Origin of the sequence: Dactylosporangium sp. NPDC050688 (assembly GCF_040654515.1) — a bacterium.
Taxonomy (GTDB): Bacteria; Actinomycetota; Actinomycetes; order Mycobacteriales; family Micromonosporaceae; genus Dactylosporangium.
In genome coordinates this window covers 47,772-68,732 of the sequence record NZ_JBFAIC010000038.1, presented here as the reverse complement: position 1 = coordinate 68,732, position 20,961 = coordinate 47,772, and the positions used below count along the sequence as shown (strand labels likewise).

Annotated in this window: 17 protein-coding genes and 1 tRNA gene; 13 read left to right on the top strand and 5 right to left on the bottom strand. The window is 73.8% G+C overall.

Features of this window, described 5'->3' with window-relative positions:
• Nucleotides 1-23: 23 nt before the first annotated feature.
• The 3 genes from AB0H83_RS30600 to AB0H83_RS30590 are packed head-to-tail and all read left to right on the top strand — an operon-like array spanning nt 24 to nt 2,982.
• The gene (locus AB0H83_RS30600) at nt 24-1,328 is read left to right on the top strand and encodes a nucleotide sugar dehydrogenase (protein WP_360100780.1); all 1,305 of its coding nucleotides are present in this window, start codon (nt 24-26) and stop codon (nt 1,326-1,328) included.
• On the top strand, nt 1,325-2,290 hold the full coding sequence (locus tag AB0H83_RS30595; RefSeq protein WP_360100777.1) for an NAD-dependent epimerase/dehydratase family protein: 966 nt from the start codon (nt 1,325-1,327) through the stop codon (nt 2,288-2,290). The genes AB0H83_RS30600 and AB0H83_RS30595 overlap by 4 nt, the downstream gene beginning before the upstream one ends.
• The gene (locus tag AB0H83_RS30590) at nt 2,287-2,982 is read left to right on the top strand and encodes a hypothetical protein (protein WP_360100774.1); all 696 of its coding nucleotides are present in this window, start codon (nt 2,287-2,289) and stop codon (nt 2,980-2,982) included. The genes AB0H83_RS30595 and AB0H83_RS30590 overlap by 4 nt, the downstream gene beginning before the upstream one ends.
• 12 nt (nt 2,983-2,994) lie before the next feature.
• Here AB0H83_RS30590 and AB0H83_RS30585 read toward each other — a convergent pair whose 3' ends face one another.
• Nucleotides 2,995-3,810 carry an alpha/beta hydrolase gene (locus AB0H83_RS30585; protein WP_360100771.1) on the bottom strand — a complete coding sequence of 272 codons (816 nt, stop codon included), beginning with the start codon at nt 3,808-3,810 and terminating at the stop codon, nt 2,995-2,997.
• 57 nt (nt 3,811-3,867) lie between these two features.
• On the opposite strand from AB0H83_RS30585, the gene AB0H83_RS30580 reads away from it, so the two are divergent.
• The gene (locus AB0H83_RS30580; protein WP_360100768.1) at nt 3,868-4,314 is read left to right on the top strand and encodes a helix-turn-helix domain-containing protein; all 447 of its coding nucleotides are present in this window, start codon (nt 3,868-3,870) and stop codon (nt 4,312-4,314) included.
• A gap of 239 nt (nt 4,315-4,553) precedes the next feature.
• Here AB0H83_RS30580 and AB0H83_RS30575 read toward each other — a convergent pair whose 3' ends face one another.
• A complete protein-coding gene (locus AB0H83_RS30575) occupies nt 4,554-7,019 on the bottom strand; it encodes a tetratricopeptide repeat protein (RefSeq protein WP_360100765.1) in 2,466 nt (821 codons plus the stop codon).
• Between the two features lie 214 nt (nt 7,020-7,233).
• Complete coding sequence (locus AB0H83_RS30570; protein ID WP_360100912.1) at nt 7,234-8,772, bottom strand: DUF6493 family protein; 1,539 nt, start codon at nt 8,770-8,772, stop codon at nt 7,234-7,236.
• Between the two features lie 292 nt (nt 8,773-9,064).
• Between AB0H83_RS30570 and AB0H83_RS30565 the strand changes: the two genes are divergently transcribed.
• From AB0H83_RS30565 to AB0H83_RS30530, 8 genes are all read left to right on the top strand, one after another.
• On the top strand, nt 9,065-9,643 hold the full coding sequence (locus AB0H83_RS30565) for a helix-turn-helix domain-containing protein (RefSeq protein WP_360100762.1): 579 nt from the start codon (nt 9,065-9,067) through the stop codon (nt 9,641-9,643).
• Nucleotides 9,644-10,441, top strand: coding sequence for an RNA-guided endonuclease TnpB family protein (locus AB0H83_RS30560; protein WP_360100759.1), 798 nt, complete (start codon nt 9,644-9,646; stop codon nt 10,439-10,441). It abuts the gene before it with no gap.
• A 129-nt stretch (nt 10,442-10,570) separates the two neighbouring features.
• Nucleotides 10,571-10,643: transfer RNA gene (locus AB0H83_RS30555), tRNA-Arg, on the top strand.
• 31 nt (nt 10,644-10,674) lie between these two features.
• Nucleotides 10,675-12,276, top strand: coding sequence for a hypothetical protein (locus AB0H83_RS30550; protein WP_360100756.1), 1,602 nt, complete (start codon nt 10,675-10,677; stop codon nt 12,274-12,276).
• Nucleotides 12,277-12,377: 101 nt separating this feature from the next.
• Nucleotides 12,378-13,805, top strand: coding sequence for an iron-containing redox enzyme family protein (locus tag AB0H83_RS30545; protein ID WP_360100753.1), 1,428 nt, complete (start codon nt 12,378-12,380; stop codon nt 13,803-13,805).
• Complete coding sequence (locus AB0H83_RS30540) at nt 13,802-14,185, top strand: Rieske 2Fe-2S domain-containing protein (RefSeq protein ID WP_360100750.1); 384 nt, start codon at nt 13,802-13,804, stop codon at nt 14,183-14,185. The genes AB0H83_RS30545 and AB0H83_RS30540 overlap by 4 nt, the downstream gene beginning before the upstream one ends.
• An 89-nt stretch (nt 14,186-14,274) precedes the next feature.
• A complete protein-coding gene (locus tag AB0H83_RS30535) occupies nt 14,275-15,450 on the top strand; it encodes a 50S ribosomal protein L11 methyltransferase (RefSeq protein WP_360100747.1) in 1,176 nt (391 codons plus the stop codon).
• On the top strand, nt 15,447-16,862 hold the full coding sequence (locus AB0H83_RS30530) for an iron-containing redox enzyme family protein (RefSeq protein ID WP_360100744.1): 1,416 nt from the start codon (nt 15,447-15,449) through the stop codon (nt 16,860-16,862). The genes AB0H83_RS30535 and AB0H83_RS30530 overlap by 4 nt, the downstream gene beginning before the upstream one ends.
• Here the strand turns inward: AB0H83_RS30530 and AB0H83_RS30525 are convergent.
• Nucleotides 16,846-18,108, bottom strand: a complete 1,263-nt coding sequence (locus tag AB0H83_RS30525) for an ATP-grasp domain-containing protein (protein WP_360100741.1) — start codon at nt 18,106-18,108, stop codon at nt 16,846-16,848. The genes AB0H83_RS30530 and AB0H83_RS30525 overlap by 17 nt on opposite strands.
• A gap of 20 nt (nt 18,109-18,128) precedes the next feature.
• A complete protein-coding gene (locus AB0H83_RS30520) occupies nt 18,129-19,445 on the bottom strand; it encodes a hypothetical protein (RefSeq protein ID WP_360100738.1) in 1,317 nt (438 codons plus the stop codon).
• A gap of 189 nt (nt 19,446-19,634) precedes the next feature.
• Here AB0H83_RS30520 and AB0H83_RS30515 point away from each other — a divergent pair, with 189 nt between their 5' ends.
• Nucleotides 19,635-20,915: an MFS transporter gene (locus AB0H83_RS30515; RefSeq protein ID WP_360100735.1), complete on the top strand. Its 1,281-nt coding sequence runs from the start codon at nt 19,635-19,637 to the stop codon at nt 20,913-20,915.
• Nucleotides 20,916-20,961 lie beyond the last annotated feature (46 nt).

Here is a 20,961-nt window from a genome sequence, read left to right as displayed (position 1 = left end):
CCACATCGAAAGGAACCAGACACATGGCACGCACGATCGGCGTGATCGGGATGGGCTACGTCGGCCTGACCCTGACCGCCGCCCTCGCCCGCAAGGGGTTCGTCGTCCACGGCGTGGACGTCCAACCAGCCGTCATCGAGTCACTCAACCGAGGCCGGCCGCACATCTACGAGCCGGGCGTGGCCGAGGCGCTCACCGAGCACGCCGGCCGGTCGGTGTTCATCGACACCGCACTGCCCCGCGACACGGTCGACGCCGCGGTGATCTGCGTGTCCACGCCGGTCGACGAGCACACCCGCCGCCCCAACCTGACGAACCTCGCCGCCGCGGCCCGCCAGGTCGCCGACTGGTGCGGGCCCGACACGCTGGTCGTGGTGCGCAGCACCGTGCCGGTCGGGGCCAGCCGGCGGGTGGTGCTGCCGCCGCTGCTGGAGACGTGGGGGCGGGCCCGCCTGGTGATGGCGCCGGAGCGCACGATCCAGGGCCAGGCGCTGCGGGAGCTCGTCGAGCTGCCGCAGGTCGTCGGCGGGCTCGACGAGGCGAGCCTCGGGGCGGGCATGGACCTGTTCGGCGGACTGGCCACGCAGCTCGTTCCGGTCTCCAGCCTGGAGGCCGCGGAGCTGGTGAAGCTGTCGAACAACTGCCACACCGACCTCATCTACGCCTACGGCAACGAGATCGCGCTGATCGCCGAACAGCACGGCCTCGACCCGCTGGAGGTCATCGGCGCGGCCAACCTCGACTATCCCCGGCCCGACCTCGCCAAACCCGGCTACGTCGGCGGCGGGTGCCTGTCGAAGGACCCGTACATCCTGCTCAGCGGCAGCGGCGAACGGCCGCCGTTCCTGGTGGAGCCGGTGCGCAAGCTCAACGAGTTCTTGCCCGTGCACGTGGCACGGAAGGTCGTCGACCTCATCCGGCAGGAGCGCGGGTCGACCCAGGGCGCGCGGCTGGCGGTGCTCGGCTGGGCGTACAAGGGCTGGCCGCCCACCGACGACATGCGCGGCACGCCGATCGAGTCGATGATGCCGGTGTTCTCCGAGGCCGGGTTGACCGTGCTCGGCCACGACCCGATGGTGCCCGACAGTGTGGTGCGCCAGTACGGCGGCGAACCGACCAGCATCGACAAGGCGTTCAGCGACAGCGACGCCGTCCTCGTGGTCAACGACCACCCTGACTACCGCGCGATCGAGATGGGCGCGGTGCTCGGTGCCAAGCGGCCTGCGATCGTCTTCGACTCGTGGCGCATCCTCGACGAGGACGCGCTGACCGCGGCCGGCGTGCGCTACGCCGGCATCGGCTACTTCCGCCAGGGAGCGTCCGCATGAGGGCGCTGCTGCTCGGCGGGGCGGGCTTCATCGGCCTGCACCTGGCCCGCCGGTTGGCCGAGGACGGCCACGAGGTCTGCATCGTGGACGACTTCTCCCGGGGGCGCGACGACCTGGAGCTGGCCGAGCTGTCGCGCAGCCCTTCGGTCAGCGTCCGCCCCGGCGACCTCACCGACCCGGACACCTGGCAGCGGCTGCCGCACGGCTGGGACCAGATCTACCTGCTGGCCGCCGTGGTCGGTGTCCGCAACGTCGAAGCGGACCCGGCCCGGGTGGTGCGGGTCAACACCTTCAGCGCGCTGCACCTGCTCGACTGGCTTCTGCCCGGTGACCGCGTGTTCTTCGCCTCGACCAGCGAGGTCTACGCGGGCTCGGTGGACGCCGGGATCGCCCCGGTGCCGACCGGCGAGCACACCCCGGTGACGGTCGGGGACGTCACCGCGCCCCGCTACGCGTACGCCGTCAGCAAACTACTCGGCGAGGCAGCCTTCATCCACGGGGCCCGGGCGAAGGGGTTCGACGCCGTCGTCGGCCGGTTCCACAACGTGTACGGGCCGCGGATGGGCACCGATCACGCGATCCCGGAGATGGCGCTGCGGGCGTTGCGGGGCGAGACCCCGTTCAAGGTCCCGGGCGCCGAGCAGTCCCGGGCGTTCTGCTACGTCGACGACGCGGTCGAGGCGATCCTGCGGCTGATGGCATGCCCGGACGCGGCCGGGCGGATCGTGCACATCGGCGACGACACCGCCGAGACCAACATCGCGGACCTCGCCAAGCTGGTCCTGCGGGTCACCGGCACCGACGCGGCCCTGGAGCCGGTCGAGGGCGCACCGGGAGCGGTCACCCGGCGCTGCCCCGACCTGGGGCTGCTGCGCGCCCTGACCGGCTACAGCCCGGCCGTCGACCTGGAAGAGGGCGTACGGCGCACCGTCGAGTGGTACCGAAGGTGGGCGGCCCGGTGAACGACAAGGCCCCGATCGTCTTCTACTACGGCACCGGACGCCTCGCGAGCCTGCGCCGGTACCGGCGGGCGGTCCTGCAGCCGGAGTTCTACGGCCCGCAGGAGCTGGGGCTGCTGCGGGCCGACGGCACCGAGCCTCTCGCCTACCTGTCGCTGTCCGAGGACCAGGGGCCGCCGGCACCCTGGCAGCGTCCGCAACGCAACCCCGACTGGGGCGGCGCGTTCGTGCACGTGGGCCACCCGGGATGGGTCGAGCACATCCTGGGACAGGCCCGCGCCGCGATCGACGGCGGGTTCACCGGGCTGTTCCTCGACACGCTCAACGTCGAGCTGACGTTCCCGGAGGACCTGCCCCACCTGCTGCGCCTCGTGGCCGAGGTCCGGTCGGTGCCCGGCTCCGGCTACGTGCTGGCCAACCGGGGCTTCGGGCTGCTGCCGGACCTCGCCGAGCACGTCGACGGGATCCTGTTCGAGTCCTTCTCCGCGCGCTGGACCGACGACGGGTACGGCCCCTGGCCGGCGGAGATCCTGGAAGGGCACGCCAAGGTCGCCGAGGAGCTGCCGCGCTACGACCTGGAGCTGTTCGCGCTCGACTACGCCGACACTCCCGGGCTCGCCGACTTCGCCCGCCGCCGGGCCGCCCTGTTCGGCATGCACTGCGTGGTGAGCGACCGGGCGCTGTCCTTGGTGTGAGGGCACGCGGTGCTACGCGGTGGCCAGCTGCCGTACCGCGTCGGCGAACGCACCCGGGTGGGTCAGGTTACCGTTGTGCCCACCCGGGAACGGGTGCGCCGGGACACCGAGGTGGGCGGCGAGCGCCTGGGCCGCCCTGAAGTCGAAGCCGTCGGGTGGGCTGGTCCGCCCGACGGCCGGCAGGATGCGCGCGCCGGCCGGGATGTCGGCGAGGGTGAGCGGGTCCGTCAGCACGGCGGCCAGGTCGTTGGCGAGGAAGAACTCGAAGTTCGCCGCGCGCTGCTCGGTGAACGGGAACGGGGTGACGCCGGGCTCGGTCTCCTGGCCGCGCGGGTCGATGCCGAGCACGGCAGCGACTCGCACGGCCGCGGCCCGCCACCCGTCCCGCCGGTGCACCGCACGCACCGACTCCAGCTGCGCGCGGGCTTCGGCGTCGTCCGCCGGGGCGAGAAACCGCAGCGCGATCGGCTCGTGCGCGATCAGGGTGCCCACGGCGCCCGGGTGCGCCGCCAGAAGATGCAGCCCGATCGCCGCGCCGAGGCTGAGCCCCAGCATGATGGCCGGTCCGTCGGTGACCTGCCGCAGGACGGCGGCCGCGTCGTCGGCGTGCTGACGGACCGACACCCGTGCGGCCGGGTCGCCGGGGCGGCTGCGGGACAGCCCCCGCCGGTCGTACGTCACGACCGTGAACCGGTCCACGAGCCGGGCGACCAGGTCGACCGTCCGGCCGGCGTCGCCTTCCCCGCTCTGCGCGATGAACAGGACGGGACCCCGCCCCGCCACCTCGTAGTGGATGCGGGCGCCGTCGACGTGCACAAGGGTCTGCATGCCCGGGACGCTAATGCATCATTTCTGATGCATCAAGAGTGATGTACTGTGGTGCGCATGGGCCCAGCGGAACTGATCCTGCTCGGCAGGACCCTGATGAAGATCGGCGAGCAGGCGCTGCCGGCTACCCCCGCAGGCGGCGAGCGCACGGTCGTGATCGTCATGAGCGACGTGTACGAGCACCCCGGCACCACGGTCGGCGAGATCGCGGACCGGACCGGCCTGCCGCAGAGCGCGGTCTCCGGTGCCGTGGCGCGCCTGCGCGAGGCCGGCTCGGTCCTGGCCGCCCCCGACCCGACCGACCGGCGCCGCCAGCTGCTGCGCCGCAACCCTTCGCCGACCGCCCGCCAGCTCGCGGTCGCCGCCATCAACATCGGCCCGGCGGTCGCCGCGGCCCTCGGCGACCACGAGGCGTCGGAACTGGCGGAGGTCCTCGCGGCGCTGGACGTGCTGGGCAGCCGCCTGACGCCACAGGCGGTGGCCCGCGCCCGCGACGGGCGGTAGGAGCAGCGCCGCCCGTGCCCTGCGCAGCGCCGCAGGGCCGTGGACGGCTCGGCGGTTCGCTGCCGCATGGCTTTTCTCGCGCGGCGGGCTTCGCGGGTCGCTCCCCCACGGCGTCTCCCGGCGCGGGCTTCGGGGACACCTCGGGCCGGTGGCCTCCTGCGCGCTCGTCGCCACGCAAGCCTGAAGCCTGACCTCAGGCGGACCTGAAGCCTGACCCCAGGCGGGCCGGGAGCTCGACGTCAGGCGGGCCGGGAACTCGACGTCAGGCGGGCCCGGAGGTCGGCGGCCTCCGGCATGCCGAGCTCGGCGTACAGCGACACCGCGTGCTCGTGGTGCACGCCCGCGCGGGCCAGGTCGTGCAGGGCCTCGTGCGCGTCGCCGAGCCCGCGGTGCGCCCTGGCCTGCTGGTCACGGGCGTCGGCGACGATCGCGGCGGCCAGGGCGGCCACGTGGTGCGACAGCGCGCCGGCCGGGTCGCCGAGCTCGCGGGCGGCCTCCCCCAGCCCGTTGCGCGCCCACGCCTCGCCGGTGCGGTCCTGCCCGTCGACGAACACCGCCAGTGCCTGCCGGTGGTGCTCGGCGGCCAGCTCATGGCGCCCCAGCCGATGCTCGACGATGCCGAGGTCGGTCAGCGCGCTCGCCTCCCCCAGCCGGCTGCCGATCTGCTGGTACAGCAGCAGCGCCCGCCCCACGTGCTCGCCGGCCGGACCGTAGTCGCCCATCCGCTCCTCGACGAGCCCGAGGTTGTTCAGGGCGCGTGCCTCGCCGGCCGGGTCGCCGGCCTGCTGGAACAGCCGCACCGCCCGCTCGAACGAGGCCACCGCCGACGCCAGCCGGCTGAGGCTCCCGGCCACCAGGCCCAGCCCCGTAAAGGCCCGGGCCTCGCCGGCGAGGTCACCGAGGCCCGCGTACAGCTCCGCCGCCCGCTCGAGGTGCTCCGTGGCGTCATCGGTCCGGCCGAGCCGCAGCAGCGCGACGCCGAGCGCGGTGCCGGCCTCGGCCTCGCCCGCCGGGTCGCCGAGCACCCGCGCCGCATCGAGGGCGTGCCCGTGGACGGCGACCGCATCGGCCGGCTGCCCACCGGCGAGGTACCGCCCCAGGACGGATGCCAGCCGCACCGCGTGTGCGGGCCGGTCACCGGTGGCGCCCTGCGCGACGATGGCGAGCAGCGCCGCCCGCTCGCCGTCCAGCCAGGCCCGTGCCGCCGCCCGGTCGGTCGGCACCGGCGGCACCACGATGGCCGCCGCCGCGTCGACGGGCGCCGATGTCGCCGACGCGGGGACAGGACCGCCGGGCATTGCCGGCGTGGGGGCCGGGCCGCCGGCCGGGAACAACACGTTCATCGCCGCGGTGGCGGCCGTCAGGTAGTGGTCGAACAGCCGCCCGCGCGCCTCGTCCACCGCCCGCCCAGCCTGCCCCACCTGCGTGGCCTGCTCGGCGGCATACGCCCGCAGCAGATCGTGCATGCCGTAGCGGCCCGGTGCCGTCCGGTGCACCAGATGCGCACGGGCGAGGACGTCCAGGGTGGCCCGGGTCTCGGCGAGGGTGGCGCCGGTGAGGCTGGCGGCCGCGTACGCGTCGAAGTCCGGCCCGGGGTGCAGGCCGAGCAGCCCGAACGCGTGCGCGGCGGCCCGCGGCAGGTGCCGCACCGACCAGGACAGCACCGCCGACACCGAGGCCCGCGGGTCGTCGCCGGCGGTGAGCAGGGCCAGCCGGCGGCGCTGGTCGTGCAGCTCGGCGACGAGGTCGGCGAGCGTGGCGTCGGGCCGGGCGACCACCAACTCGGCGGCGACCCGCAGCGCCAGCGGCAGCCGCGCGCACTGCTCGGCGAGGGTGGCGGCGGCCCCGGGCTCGGCCCTGGCCCGCGCCCCGACCAGCCGGCGCAGCAGCGCGCCGGCGTCACCGGCCGGCAGCAGGCCGACCTCGACCCGCCGCGCACCGTCGACGGCGACCAGCCCCGGCAGCGTGTCGCGGCTGGTCACCAGGGCCGTGCACGACGCGGTGCCGGGCAGCAGCGCCCGGACCTGCTCGACCGACGAGGCGTTGTCCAGCAGGAGCAGCACCCGCCGGTCGGCGACCTCGGTGCGGAACCGGGCGGCCCGGTCGTCCACGTCGACGGGCACGTCCTGCGCCGCCACCCCGAGCGCGGCAAGGAACCGGGCGAGGGCGTCGGCGGCGGGCATCGGCTGCGCCGGGTCGTAGCCGCGCAGGTTCACATACAGCTGGCCGCCGGGGAACCGGTCACGCACGTGATGCGCCCACCGCACCGCAAGGGCGGTCTTGCCGACCCCGGCGGGCCCGGTGATGACCGCCACGAACACCGCCGTCGGCTGGTCGGCGGCCTCGGCGGCCATCGCGTCGAGGGCGGCCAGCTCCGCCTCCCGCCCGGTGAACGTCGACACGTCCGGCGGCAGCTGCGCCGGCACCCGCCCCGCCGGCGCCGGCGGGCCGGCCACGGTGCCGGCCGCGACGCCCGCCGCGCACCGGTGGAAGTCGTCGGCGGCGGCGCCGGTGAGCCCGAACACCTCGGCGAGCAGCCGCACCGTCGGCGGCCGCGGCACCGCGATCCGCCCGCCCTCCAGCTTCACGATGCTGCGGACGCTCAGCCCGGCCTTGGTCGCCAGCTCCTCCTGCGTGAGCCCGAGCCTGCGCCGGTGGGCGCGCACGAGCGCACCGAACGCCCCGGAGCCGTCACCCTCATGCATCGCCACCTCCGACCCTCACGTGCTGCTGCCGGACACCGTACGCCTCCGGTATGACAAGTTCCGACAAAGTTCCGGCCAACGTCCTGGAGCCACGCCCCGTCGTCCGCCACGATGGACGCAGCAGGCCGGCACCGGAGACACGAGGGCACCGGTGCCGGCAGGTGCCAGCAGGCTGAGGGCCGCTGGACCGCCCTGATGGTCGGTCGGTCCGGCCTCAGGTAGCAAGGGTCTTGTGCAGGCGCCTGGCCTCCACGACCAGCCTGGTCGAACCGGACCGGGCGGCCAGATCCGCCAGGCCCGGCACCTCGCCGCGCAAGCCCGAGGCCGCCGCCGCGGTCGAGGCGACCGTCAGCAGATCCGGCAGGCCACGCGGGGTGGCATGCACCGGACGCCCCTTCGCTGCCGGCGCACCCCCGGCCTGCGCGGGCGATGCCGAAGCGGACCGTGACGAAGCGGACCGTGACGAAGTGGGCGACGCCGAAGCGGACGGTGACGAAGCGAGCGATGACGAGGCGGGCGCAGACGAGGCGGGCGTGGTGGCCGGGCCCGGGACCCGGGCGGCGTGCTCCGCGGGCAGCAGGCCGGCCAAGGCGCCCGCCACGACCTGCCACGTCATGCCCGGAGCGATCCGGGCGGCCTCCTCGAGCTGGGTCACGACCCGGCCCAGGACGATGAGCTTGGTGGCGGTCAGGCGGGCGAGCTGGGTGCCGAGCGCGGCGCCGGGGAAGCCGGGCAGGCCGCCGACGGCGAGGAGCGCGTCGAGGGCGGCGATGCGCTCGTCCGGCTGGGTCGCGGCGAGACCATATGCGATGGCGGTCACCGTCGCGCTGCCGGCCGGGCCGCTCAGCTCGGCGGGCAGCGGCAGGAGCCGGGCGTCGCCGCGCCCGCCGGACAGGTCGGTCGCCGCGGCGATGACCGGCAGCAGGTAGCCGGCCACGATTTCGCGCTGCGACGGCAGCACCGACGGCCACACCGCGGCCCAGCTGTGCGAGCCGAGGTCGGCGTCGACGACTGTCGGCGGGGTGAGCTCCGTGAGCCGGTAGGGGTCCAGGGCCGACGGGTCGGGTTGCGCGGCGGCGAAGAAGCGGGACTCGGGCAGCCAGTCGAGATAGCGGCCGCGCTCGGCGCGCTGGCGGTGCACCCGGACGACGTCAACCAGGGGACGGCCGGTGCCGCTGGACTCCAGCCACTCCACGAGCGCCAGACCGGCCTCCGAGCGCAGGGTGCGGGCCTGCCGCAGCGCGTCGGCGTCGACGTCGGCGGGCAGCCGGTAGAGCGCCTGGCGCAGGTCCCGCTGCCACGGCCGCCAGTCCTCCCGCTCGGCGCGGGCCAGCCGCTCGACCAGGGCGCCGGGGTCGATCAGGCCGTTGACCCGGGTCGGGGTCGCCACCAGCGCGGGCACGGGCTCGGTGCGCAGCCGCACCACGACCTCGGCGAACCGGAGCATGAGGACGCCGTGCAGCTTCGCATACGGGTTGCCGACCCGCACGTCCGCGGGCGCGCCGCGCAGGACCTTGGTCGCCTCGGCGAGCACATACGGCAGGCCGGCGGCCTGGTTGAGCCCGGCGGTGAACAGCGCCCCGGCCTCCCGGTGGGCGTCGCTGACCCACCAGCTGACGCCGAGCCGGTCGCCGGCGCGCTGCATCACCGGGGCGAGCGCGGCCCGCAGCCCGTCGGGGTCGGTGGCGTGCAGCCGGACCAGCGCCGCGAGGACCCGCTCGACCGGGACCGTCTGCCAGGGCGCCTGGTCCAGCGCCGCGACCTCCTCCGCCAGCTCGTCGGGTGAGGCGACGCGAGCAGCCCGGCCGCCGCTGCGGCCGGCGTGGTCAGGAACCCGGTGAAGAACCGCGGGTTGGCGGTGGCGGCCCGCTGCGCCACGCCCCCGGCGGTCTGCAGCTGCAGGCCCCCGTCGTGGAGTGCCGACGGGGCGTCAACTGCTGTTGTTGAGTGCTGTTGAGTGCGTTCGAGCGGGTGTTGGTGGCGGGTGGCCGGAAAGTGTCGTACCCGTGGGTGATACTGCCGGGTGTCGGGTTGGAGGAGGTGGTGTGGTGCGGGTGGTGCAGGCGTACCGGTTCGCTCTCGACCTGACGCCGGTGCAGCAGCGGGCGTTGTTGGCGCATGCGGGTGCGGCCCGGGTGGCGCACAACTGGGCCCTTGCCAGGGTGAAGGCTGTGGTCGGTCAGCGTGCCGCCGAACGCTCCTACGGGGTGCCGGAGGAGTTGTTGACGACGGCGGTGGGTTGGTCGTTGCCGGCGTTGCGCCGGGAGTGGAACGCGGTGAAGGGCGTGGTGGCGCCGTGGTGGCCGCAGGTGTCGAAGGAAGCGTTCAACACCGGCCTGGACGCGCTCGCCCGCGGATTGAAGAACTGGGCCGATTCCCGCAGCGGGAAACGTGCCGGCAGGCCGGTCGGGTTCCCGCGGTTCAAGTCCCGGCACCGCAGCGCGCCGAGGGTGCGGTTCACCACGAGCGCGATCCGGGTGGAGCCGGACCGTCGTCATGTGGTGCTGCCGAGGTTGGGGCGGTTGAAGCTGCACGAGTCCGCCCGGAAGCTGGCCCGCCGCCTGGAGGCCGGCACGGCCCGGATCATGTCCGCGACCGTGCGCCGCGCCGGCGGCCGCTGGTAGGTGGCGTTCACCGTCGAGGTCGAGCGGGCCGATCGTGTCCCGGCGCGACCGGCGTCGGTTGTCGGGGTGGATGTCGGCGTCTCGCATCTGGCGGTGTTGTCCACCGGGGAGCTGGTGCCGAATCCGCGGCATCTGGAGGCCGCGCAGGCGTGTCTGCGCAGGCTCGGGCGGGCACTGGCACGCAAGCAGGGCCCCGACCCGCGCACCAAACAGCAGCCGTCGAAGCGGTGGCGGCGCGCCGCTGCCCGGCTCGGCCGCGCACACGCCCGGGTGGGCAACCAGCGCCGGGACGGGCTGCACAAGCTCACCACCCGTCTCGCGGCCGAGCACGGCACGATCGTGGTCGAGGACCTCAACGTGGCCGGCATGTTCGCCAACCGCAGGCTGGCCCGGCGCATCGCCGACGCCGGGTTCGGGCAGATCCGCCGGCAACTGGCGTACAAGACGGTGTGGCACGGTGGCCGGCTGGTCGTGGCCGACCGCTGGTATCCCTCCAGCAAGACCTGCTCGGCGTGTGGCGCGGTGAGAGCCAAACTCGCCCTCGCCGAGCGTATCTACACCTGCACCAGCTGCGGCCTGACCCTGGACCGGGACGTCAACGCCGCGCGCAACCTCGCCGCCCTCGCCGCGAACGCGGCCGAGGTGCGATCCGCCGGGAGTGGCCCGGTGGCAGGACGTGGAGCCAACCACAAGACCCGCACCCGCGGGCAGGAGGCGACGAAACGTCAACCCGGCACCACGGCAACCGCCGCGGGCAAAACCGGGACCGCCGCCCCGCAAGGAGCGGCAGCCGCATGAACGCTCAACAGCACTCAACGGCAACGGCGAGGTAGCTCAGCGACTGCACGGCATTCGTCATGGCGCAGAAGGTAGTCCGGGGGTACGACATTTTTCCGGGGGCGGTGCATGGCCTACGCTCGCGGGCGGTAGGTCGTAGTGCAGAGGTCGTCACGCCACCTTGCGAAGATGGAAGACGCCGGTTCGAATCCGGTCGGCCTACCACCCCACGCCGCGCGGAGGTGCTCACCGTCTTGCGTCATGACCTGCCGCAGTGGCGCCGGATCCGGGCCGAGTCGCTGCCCAGCGACGTCGTGGACGCGGCGGCTGCCGCCCGCGCCGCCGGGGACTGGCGCGGCGCGGCCGCCCTCGCCCGCTGCGACGTGGACGTCACGCTCGACGGCACGCGCTTCGACGCCGCCGCCCTCGCCGCGCTCGATGACGACCTGCGGCACCTGAGCGTGGACCTGCTGCGCTGGCACCTGCCCCGGCACCGCGGCGGGATGAGCACGCTGCAGCCGATGGTGAGCGCGGTCCTCGCCCCGCGGGCCGGCGCGGACACCGCGCCGCTACTGCGGGTGCGGCTGCCGATGTCGCCGACCGGCCCGCAGCGGCTGCGGCTGACCGTCACCACCGCGGCGGACCTGGAGCACGAGCGCTGGTACGTCGCGCCCCGCCACACCTGGGACGTGCGGGAGGCCGCCGGCGTGCGAGAAGCCTGGGGCGGCTCCGGGCACCGCGTGCCGTTCCTCGCGCCGGACGGTTCACCGCTGCCGCCGGAGGTCGTCGGTGCCGGCACCGACGCCGCCGCCGAGACGGAGCGGATCTGGCAGCGGCTCGTGGCCGGTGACCCGACCGGTGACCTGGTCGGGGACCTGGTCGGGGACCTGGTCTGGGCGTGGGCGGCCTGCGGCATCGACGTCACCGGGGTCGACGCCGAGTCGCTGCAACGCCCCTCGGCCCCGCCGACGCTGCCGGTCGGGGTCGCCGCCGAGGCCCGGGCCGCCGCGGCCGCGTTCGGCGTGCCGCAGGTCAGCACCCTGTACGGCGCCTCGCTGACGCTGACCGTCGACGGCATGACCGCCGAGGCCCTCGACGTGAGCGAGTACCTCGAGGTGCCCACCCGGATCCTGACCGGGTCGGTGCCGCCGGACCTGGCGCTGCTGGCCGCCGGGCTGCAGCGCCCCGCCGACCTGCACCCGCTCGTGCGGCAGGCACTGTTCCCGGGGTCCGTCGCCGACCACGGCGTGCCGCCCCGCACCGTGGCGGTTGCCGATGCGGATGTGGTGCGGGTGCGCTGCCAGGGCGCGTGGCACCGGCTGCAGGTGGCCGGCGGGACGCTGCGGCTGCTGGACCACACCGAGGAGGAGCAGCTGCGGGAGCGGGTGCTGCGGACCCTTGGCGGTACCAGTACCGGCTGCTACGCCACGCAGGCGGCGTGGACCACCGGCGTCGGGCGGCTGCCCCGCGCGCTGGCCGGGCGGCGCCGCGAGATCAAGCACCGCATGCAGCACGGCGACACCGACTGGCTGCTCGACGGCCTGCGGCGCGGCGTCATCGACCCGCACATGCGCGACGCGAACGGCTGGTCGCTGCTGCACCTGGTGATGTGGGTCGACTTCGAGCGGGTCCTGCCGTTGCTGCTCGCCGCGGGCGTGCCGGTCGACGCCCGGGACCGCATCGGCCGCACGCCGCTGTATCTGGCGGTGATGAACGGCGGCCCGCCGCAGCTGATGCGGCGGCTGCTCGCCGAGGGCGCGGATCCGCGGGCCGAGACGGTGCACGGCGCGTACCCGGCCTACGTCGCCCGCAGCCGCCAGAACTGGCAGGACCTGACGTTCGTCGCCGAGGCCTGACCGCGCCGCGGTCCACGCCTTGGGATCACAGCGGACGCGATACATATGTACACTCCTCGTGCTCGGCCTTGCGGCAACTTCGACGGGGAAGTTGGGTACATATGGCGATCGATACGGACATTGTTCGTCCCGGGCCGGCGGACGATCTCGGCCGGCACGTCGCCGCATTCACCAACGACAACCTCTTCACCGGCGTTCCGCAACTGTTGCATCCACCCAATCCGTATCGGCGGATGCTGGTGCCCGACGCGGTCGCCGAGGTCGACTTCACCCGCCCGCTGAGCCCGGCCGAGGCGACCGGGCACCGGGCACTGGTCGCGCACCGGCTGCTCGGCACGTTCTACGAGGCCGACACGGTCCTGCTGCCGGAGCAGGGCCTGGGCGCGCTGCGCGGCGACTTCGACCGCTTCTACGGCGACGGGCTGCGCCGGCTGCGCGAGGCGTCCCTGTCGGACCTGGAGCGCTTCGCGTTCGCCCTGCTCGACGACGAGGTCGACGTGACCGGGGCGTGGAGCGTCGAGGACCTGGCCGCATACTTCGAGCACGCGGCCGCCGAGGCGGACGCCGGCGAGGCGGAGTCGCTGACGGCGATCGCCGCGGCCCGCCGGCCGGAGGTGGCCGCCGACACGTACCTGGTGCAGCTGGCGCTGGACGGGCTCACCGAGGCGTCGGCGATGTCGAAGAACCTCGGCGGGGCGTTCGGCCCCGAACAGTCCGCGTTGTTCAAGGTGTTCATCGACGAGTTCGGCTACGGCGTGCACGACGCGAAGCACACCACTATCTTCCGCAAGATGCTGCGCAGCCGCGGGCTGCAGACCCACGTGCACGCCTACTGGAACTTCTATCTGGCCGGGCCGCTGGCGACGAACAACTATTACTACTTCGTCTCCCGCGACCACGCGAGCTTCTTCCGGTACATCGGCGCCGTGACCTACGCCGAACGGGTCTTCGCACCGAGCTTCGTCAATATGATCAGGACGTACCGCGGCGTCTTCGGCGACGACGTCGATCTGCACTACTGCGAGGAACACGCGCACATCGACGCCCATCACGGCCGGATCACGCGGGACGAGATCCTGCTGGCCCTCGCGGAGCGGCACGGCGCCGGCGTCATCCCCGAGCTGGTGCGCGGCATCGCCGAGGCGCGGCTGCTCGGCGGCTGGTTCGAGCAGGACACCGCGGCGCAGATCCGCTGGAGCGACGACCTGGACGCGCACCGGCTGCCCGGCGGCACCCAGACGCCGGCAGGCACCCACGCACCGGCGGAGGGCACCCGCCGCGTGCGGGTCACGGCCGGCAGCCCGTTCGGCACCCGCAGCCACGACCGGGCGGTGGTGGTCACCGCCGAGGACGGCGCCGCCGAGCTGGTCACGGCGCCGACCGGGCCGTCGGCGCGGCTGGCCCGCGGCGACGCGGTGCTCGTGCCCGCCGGCCGCCTGTACGGCATCCGACCCGCAGGCCCCGACTGCACCTACTCGGTCCGCCTCGCCGGGCCCGGCACCACGGCGGTGACCCCATCGGCATCGTGACCATCGACCTGCGCCGGCACAACACCGTGCTGGCCGGGGACGACCGGTACTTCGTGTTCCTCGACGACGGGCGGGCGCGGCTGGTGCCCGACCACTGCCCGCACCGGGGCGGCCCGCTGAGCCTCGGCCGCCGCACCGCGGACGGGCGGCGGCTCGCCTGTCCCTGGCACGGCACCAGAGTCGGCGTGGCGGCGCTGTGCCGCACCGCGCTGCCGATGGTCCGCACCGGCGACACCGCCATCGCCGTGCTGCCCGGCCCACCGGCCGGCGAGACCGGCGAGACCGGCCAGGCCCCGGTGCCGGTCACCGTGATCCACCGCCACATCCTGGCCAACCTCCCACCGGAGGCCGGCGAGGGCACCACCGACGCAACAGCGTAGACGAGGCTCGCGGGGGCGACGGCCACCAGCCACAGCGCCCGCCGGCACAGATTCGGGGGACGATGAAGCGCCGCGCACAACCCACAGCCGTGCCGCCCGCGCACCGCACGAGCGAACACCCGCCCGGGCACCGCACCAACGAACACCCGCCCGGGCACCGTACGAGCGAACACCCGCCCGGGCACCGCGCGAGCGAACACCCGCCCGGGCACCGTACGAGCGACGACCCGCTCGCCCGCGCCGACGCGCTGCTGCACGACGGGCGCTACGAGGAGGCGGCCCAGCACTACCGCTCCGCCCGCGAACGCGACCCGCAGGACTGGCGGGCGGTCACCGGGTACAACCGCGCGATCCGCCGCATCGTCCCGCGCTGGCACTTCGAGATGATGCACGACCACGAGCGGGCACTGCAGTACGAGGCGGCCATCAAGCAGGTCGTCACCGCCGACCACCTCGTGCTCGACGTCGGCACCGGCTCCGGCATGCTGGCGCTGATGGCGGCCCGCGTCGGCGCCGAGCGGGTGGTGGCGTGCGAGGGCCAGCGGGTGGTGGCGGAGACCGCGTCGCGGATCGTCGACGGTGCCGGGTACGCCACCCAGGTCGACGTCGTGCCGAAGATGTCCACCGACCTCGTCGTGCCCGGCGACCTGCCGCGCCGCGCGGACGTGCTCATCACCGAGACGGTCGACTGCGGGCTGCTCGGCGAGGGCATCCTCGCCTCGCTCAGCCACGCGCGGGAGCACCTGCTGACCGACCAGGCGATCATCGTGCCCGGCCGGGCGAGGGTGCTGGCGCAGCTGGTGGAGAGCCGGGCGCTGCACCAGAAGAACACCGTCGGCGAGCTGTACGGCTTCGACCTGTCGGGCTTCAACGAGCTGGCGTCGCTGGAGTACTTCGACACCCGGCTGCGCCGGCACGAGCACCGTGTGCTGTCCGCGCCGTTCGAAGTGTTCCGCTTCGACTTCCACCGCGACGGCCCGGCGCCGCAGCACGCGACGCTGCCGGTGGTGCCGGCGGCCGCCGGGACCTGCCACGCGGTGGTGTTCTGGTTCGAGCTGGAGCTGGTGCCAGGCATCGTCGTGACGAACGCGCCCGACCATCCCACGACGCACTGGAAGCAGGCGGTGCAGTGCCTGCCGCACCCGGTCCCGGTCGACCCGCGCCGCCCGCTCGCCGTGGACGTGCGCCACGACGGGCTGCGCATCTGCTTCACCGGCATCGCGAACCAGCACGAGACCGGCTTCACGAAGGAGCACGAGGCATGACCGCGACGATCCAACCAACGACCGGGCTCCCGGGGCTCACCGCGGCCGTCGAGCGGTACTGCGCCCAGCGGCTGTTCCAGGCCGGGCCCGAGGTGCTCATCGTGGGCAACCCGTACCGGCGCACCATCGGCCTGGAGGACCTCGCCGACCGCGACTTCGCCCGGCCGGTCACCGAGGCCGGCTTCCTGGAGCAGCGGCACCTCGTGGTGAGCCGGATCCTGTGCAACGCGTACGAAAGCAGCATGATCCTGCTGCCAGAGGGCGGCCTCGGCCCGGTGAAGCCGGACTTCGACGCGTTCTACGGCGAAAACGCGCGGCGGCTGCGCGACGCGATCTGGCCGGACCTGGAGCGGTGCTCGTTCGGGTTCCTGCGCGAGGCGGCCGCGGCGCCCGACGTGCGCACCGTCGAGCAGTTACGGGCCTGGTTCATGGCCGAGGTCGACGCGGTCGGCTCCCCCGCCGACGGCAGCGGCAACAACCCGGAGGTCACGGCCGCCCCGCTGCGCGGCACGATGCTCGCCATCACCCAGTGCCGGCACGCCGAGGAGGCGGCCGCCCTGTACCTGTTCCAGCTCGGCCTCGACGCGCTCACCGAGGCATCCGCGATGGCCCGCAACCTCGGCGGCTCGTACGGGCCGGAACAGTCGGCGCTGTTCAAGATCTTCGTGGACGAGTTCGGCTACGGCGTGCACTCCGCCAAGCACAGCACCATCTTCCGCGGGCTGCTGCGCAGCATCGGCCTGCACCCCGACGTGCACGCCTACTGGAACTTCTACCTCACCAGCTCCCTGGCCGGGACCAGCTACTTCAACCACGTGAGCGAGAACCACGCCGGCATGTTCCGGTACATGGGCGCCGTCACCTACCTGGAGTGGCTGTTCGCGCAGGGCTTCGCCGACATGGGCGCCATGCTGCGCACCGTCTTCGGCGACCGGGTCGACACCCGCTACTGCGACGAGCACGCCCACATCGACGTGCACCACGGCAGGATGACGTTCGAGCACCTGCTGCTCGGCTTCGCCCGCACCCACGGCGACGCGGTCATCCCCGACCTGGTGCGCGGCGTGGAGGAGACCAAGGTGCTGATGCGCCTCGGCGACGAGGACTTCCTCGCCCAGATCCGCTGGGCGGACAACCTCGACGCCCACACCACGCCCGGCGGCGCGACCGGAGGGGGCACCCCGAGGATCCTGCGGCCCGGCTCGCCGTTCGTGACGCGGGTGTACGACGAGGACACGCTGTTGTCCGTGCACGACGGCGACGTCGACGTGTACGGGTGGGCCACGCACCGCCCGCACCGGCTGGGCCGCGGCGACGCGCTGCTCGTGCCGCGGGGCCGCCTGCACGGGCTGAAGGCGGCCTCCGCGAGCGCGACCGTGACCGCGCAGCCGGCGGTCAGTCCGGCTCGATGACCAGCTCCTTCTCCAGGGCGCGGATCGCCTCGCGGTCCGCGTACACCTGCTCGACGTCGTCGTGGGCGAGCAGGATGTACCCCATCGTCATGCTCGACACGAGGTCGGTGGTGGCCTCGACCCGGTCACCGGTGCGCACCAGGAACACCGGCCGGTTGTAGCTGGGCAGGTCCCGGGCCCGCTCGAAGATCTCCGCGTTGCGCACCACCCCGGACGTCTCGGCGATGAGGAACACCGCCATCACCCGCTGGTGCAGGGTGAACCCGGCCGGCAGGCTCGGGCCGCGCCCCGCGCAGATGTCGACGATGCGCGACACCTGGCTGCTCTCCCCCGCCGTGGCCACCTCGCTGCACAGCGGCTTCATCGCCCCCGCCGGGCGCGGGTTGATCTCCACCAGGCGCATCCCGTGCTCGGTGTCCATGACCTCGGTGTGCGCGGCCCAGTAGCGGAAGCCGACCGCGTCCAGGCAGCCGAACGTGTAGTCCAGGACGTGGCCGAACTCGTCGAGGTCGTAGGGCAGCCACTCCACGTTGTCGTAGATGGCCCAGCCGTTGGCGTTCTGCACCTTGCGGTAGCGGGTGATGTCGGTCAGCGAGTGCCGCCCGTCGTAGCTGACGGTGTCGATCGCGTACTCCATGCCGGTGATGTACTCCTGCACCAGCACCTTGTCGTTGACCGCGCCGTAGCGGTTGACGGTGCCGAGGAGCCCGTCGACGAGGTCCTGCCAGCCCTTGCCGCCGAGGGCGAAGCCGACGCCGTCGGTGCCGGCGCTGGTGGCCGGCTTCACCACCAGGTCGCGGCCGGCCAGCCCCTCCCGCTCGATCCACGCGGCGATCTCGGCGTGGTCGGCGGCGTAGGTCTGCTTGATGATGTCCAGGCCGTGCCCGGCGACCGCCTGGTGCGACAGGTACTTGTTGCGCCGCGCCGCGGCCAGCTCCGGCACGTTGACCCGGTCGGGGGTGAGGATCTGCCCGAGCCGCCCGCACAGCCCTTCGATGCGGTCGGTGCCCGGCACCACGCCCACGACGTTTCCCAGCGCCCGGAGCCGCTCGGCGGTGGCCGCGTCGTCGCCGTGGTGCTCGACGACCGCCACGTACTCGTCGTCGCGGAACGCGGTGAGCACCCCGATCCCGGCGACGGACGGGTCGATGAGCGCGACCGGGGCGATGCCGGCCTCGCGCAGCGCGGCGGGGATCAGGCTCGCCGAGGAGAACGGCTCGGCGAGCACGACGACGGGTCGGTTCATGGTTTCCCTTCCCACCCGCGTCACTGCGGGTCCGGGTACGTGAACGAGCAGGTGAACACGGCGCCGGTGGCCTCGTTGATGACGGAGCCGGCGCCGGCCCGCGACGCGCGCAGGAACGTGCCGGCGTAGCCCTGCTCGAAGACGAACACGCCCCACACGGGCAGCCACTGCGAGGTCCCGTCGCCGTCGGGGACGACCTCGAGGGCGCCGTCGACGCGCTCCTGCACGACGTGGCGGCCGTCCAGGGCGGCGGTGAGCGCGGCTTCCCACTGCTCGCCGGTGACCTCCGAGCCGATGGTGACGCCGTCGCCGCTGGAGCCGGAGCCGGGCTTGACCACCAGGTGCTGTTGCTCCTGCCGGCAGTGCGGCAGCAGCTCGGGTGTCAGCCGCCGGGTCCACGGCAGGACCCGGTCGACGGCGGCGGCCTCCGCGGCGGTGAGCCGGCCGTCGTCGCGCAGCTGCGACACGAGCGCGAGGTTGCCCTTGTTGGCGGTGATGCCGTGGTCGAACGACGCGAAGAACACCACGGTGCCCTTGTCCTGGGCGCGCAGGACCGGCGCGAGCCACTCCTCGGCCTGCGGCTCGGCGCAGAACTCCTCGAGCGTGAAGTACCGCATGACCACGTCGACCGGGGTGCCGTCCACGTGCAGCCGGCCGTCGCGCTCGACGAGGTCGGCGATGTGCGTGATGCGGATGTCGATGCCCCGGCCCGCCATGTGGTGCACGAACGACTCGTACCAGGCGCGGTACCGGGCGATGTTCTTGGAGATGTCGGTGAGGGCGACGACCGGGTCGGCGCCGCCGGTGACCGGTGCGGCCAGCCGCCGCAGGTAGGTGGCGATCTCCCGGCCGGTGTCGACGTGGCCGAGCCCGTGCTCCTCGGCGAAGCGGCGGAACTGCGGCAGCCGCAGGTACCCCTCGTTGATGGCGGCCCAGTCGACGCCGCCGAGCTCGCTGCCCGCGTTGAGCTCCAGCAGCCGGAAGCCGGTGCCGTCGAAGTACAGGTCGGGCCGGGCGTAGCGCGGTGTGCCCGCACCGGGTGGCACGGCGCAGGCCAGGTCCGTGGCCCGCGCGTCCATGCCCAGCTCCTCGCACAGCCGCCGCCGGTCGCCGCCGTAGAGCCGGTCCGGCAGCGACGTCACCAGGTCGATGACGGTGCCCAGGTCGGCCGCCACCTGGCGCAGCGCGGACTCCGGCAGGAACAGCGGGCGGGACAGCAGCCTGGTGCCGTGCGCGCCGGCGTAGGCGGGCTCCAGCGGCAGGCTCCGGCCGTGCGCCGGTACCGGCGGCGACGCGCCCCGGAACGCGGCCAGGTACGCCTCGGTGACCCGGTTCATGCCTGCACCGATCGACGGGCGCTATTGGCACGGGGTGGAATACGCATCGATCATCCTCCACAATGCGAGACGGTCCACAGACTACGCCGATCATCTTCACGAGGTGACCCCCGTGAATCTCCCCGTCGAATGGAGTTCTGCGCCATGACCCCCGAGGCTCCACCGACGGTCATGCGGACCGTGCGCGCCATGACACTGCCGGTCTGGGTGCTGCTCATCGGGACGCTCGTCAACACGGTCGGCAGTTTCCTGATGCTGTTCCTGACGCTGTACCTGACCCAGAAGGGGTTCGAGCCGTTCCACGCCGGGCTGGCGCTCGGCGCGTGGGGTGCGGGCCGCATCGCCGGCGCGTTCATCGGCGGCGCGATCGCCGACCGGATGGGGTACCGCTTCGCGATGGCGCTGTCGATGTTCTCGACCGCCGCACTGATCACCGCCCTGATCGGCGCCGCGAACGCCGGCAACCCGTGGCTGGTCGTGCTGGCCGCGCTCGCCGCCGCGTCGCTCAACGGCATCTGGCGCCCGCCCGCGCAGGCGATGATCACCGAGGCGACGCCGCCGGGGCAGCTGGTCATGGTGATGGCGTTCTGGCGGCTCGCGTTCAACGTCGGGGTGCTGGTCGCGCCGGTGCTCGGTGCGCTGCTGTCGCGGGTGTCGTGGGACCTGCTGTTCTGGGTCGAGGCGGGCTCCTCGGCGCTGTTCGGCGTGCTGGTGCTCACCGCGCTGCCGTCGGTGTCCGCGCCCGCGGGGAAGCCGGCGACCGCCGGGGAGGCCGCGCCGTTGCCGGCCAGCTACGGCCGCGTCCTGCGCGACGGGGCCTTCGTGCTGTTCCTGTTCGCCCTGCTGGTCAACGGCATCGTGTACATCCAGGGCCCGGCCACGCTGTCGCTGCACCTGGACGAGCTGGGCTACCGGCCCGAGGTGTTCGGCGCGCTGGTCTCCCTCAACGCCCTCACCGTCATCTGCCTCGAGGTGCCGGTCACCAAGGTCACCCAGCGCTGGCAGCCGCGGACCGCGGTCGCGACCGGCATGGCGCTGACCGGGGCCGGCCTGGCCCTGTGGGGCGTGGAGCTGGGCATCGCCGGCCTCGTCGTCGCCACCCTGGTGTGGACGATGGGCGAGGTCGTCGCGAGCCCGTCGATGTTCGCCTACCCGGGCGTGGTCGCGCCGGCGCACCTGCGGGCCCGGTACATCGCGGCGACCACCGTGGCGAACCAGGTCGGCTACTCGGTCGGGCCCGTCATCGGCACCGCCCTGTTCGCCGGCGTCGGCGGCGCCGTGTTCTGGATCTGCGGCGCCCTCGCCGCCGCGGCGGTGCTCGCCGTGCTGGCCGGCATCAAGACCGTCGACACCGTCCGCGCCGAAGCTGAAGTATCGGCGCCGGGCAAACCCGAAACACCAGACGCATTGATCGCCGACGACGCGCAATCACGCCGCGAAGGGGCAGCCGTCGATGGGCCGGTGCCGTAGTCTGCGGCGAGGCACGTTGGGAGGTTCGAAGCCCCTGGCGACCGCA

Bases quoted from the DNA above. Each gene is read 5' to 3' on its own strand.
- AB0H83_RS30585 (WP_360100771.1), bottom strand. From the start codon at position 3,810: ATGCAGACCCTTGTGCACGTCGACGGCGCCCGCATCCACTACGAGGTG.
- AB0H83_RS30520 (WP_360100738.1), bottom strand. From the start codon at position 19,445: ATGAACCGGGTCACCGAGGCGTACCTGGCCGCGTTCCGGGGCGCGTCG.
- AB0H83_RS30600 (WP_360100780.1), top strand. From the start codon at position 24: ATGGCACGCACGATCGGCGTGATCGGGATGGGCTACGTCGGCCTGACC.
- AB0H83_RS30545 (WP_360100753.1), top strand. From the start codon at position 12,378: ATGGCGATCGATACGGACATTGTTCGTCCCGGGCCGGCGGACGATCTC.
- AB0H83_RS30580 (WP_360100768.1), top strand. From the start codon at position 3,868: ATGGGCCCAGCGGAACTGATCCTGCTCGGCAGGACCCTGATGAAGATC.
- AB0H83_RS30525 (WP_360100741.1), bottom strand. From the start codon at position 18,108: ATGAACCGACCCGTCGTCGTGCTCGCCGAGCCGTTCTCCTCGGCGAGC.
- AB0H83_RS30515 (WP_360100735.1), top strand. From the start codon at position 19,635: ATGACACTGCCGGTCTGGGTGCTGCTCATCGGGACGCTCGTCAACACG.
- AB0H83_RS30530 (WP_360100744.1), top strand. From the start codon at position 15,447: ATGACCGCGACGATCCAACCAACGACCGGGCTCCCGGGGCTCACCGCG.
- AB0H83_RS30595 (WP_360100777.1), top strand. From the start codon at position 1,325: ATGAGGGCGCTGCTGCTCGGCGGGGCGGGCTTCATCGGCCTGCACCTG.
- AB0H83_RS30575 (WP_360100765.1), bottom strand. From the start codon at position 7,019: ATGCATGAGGGTGACGGCTCCGGGGCGTTCGGTGCGCTCGTGCGCGCC.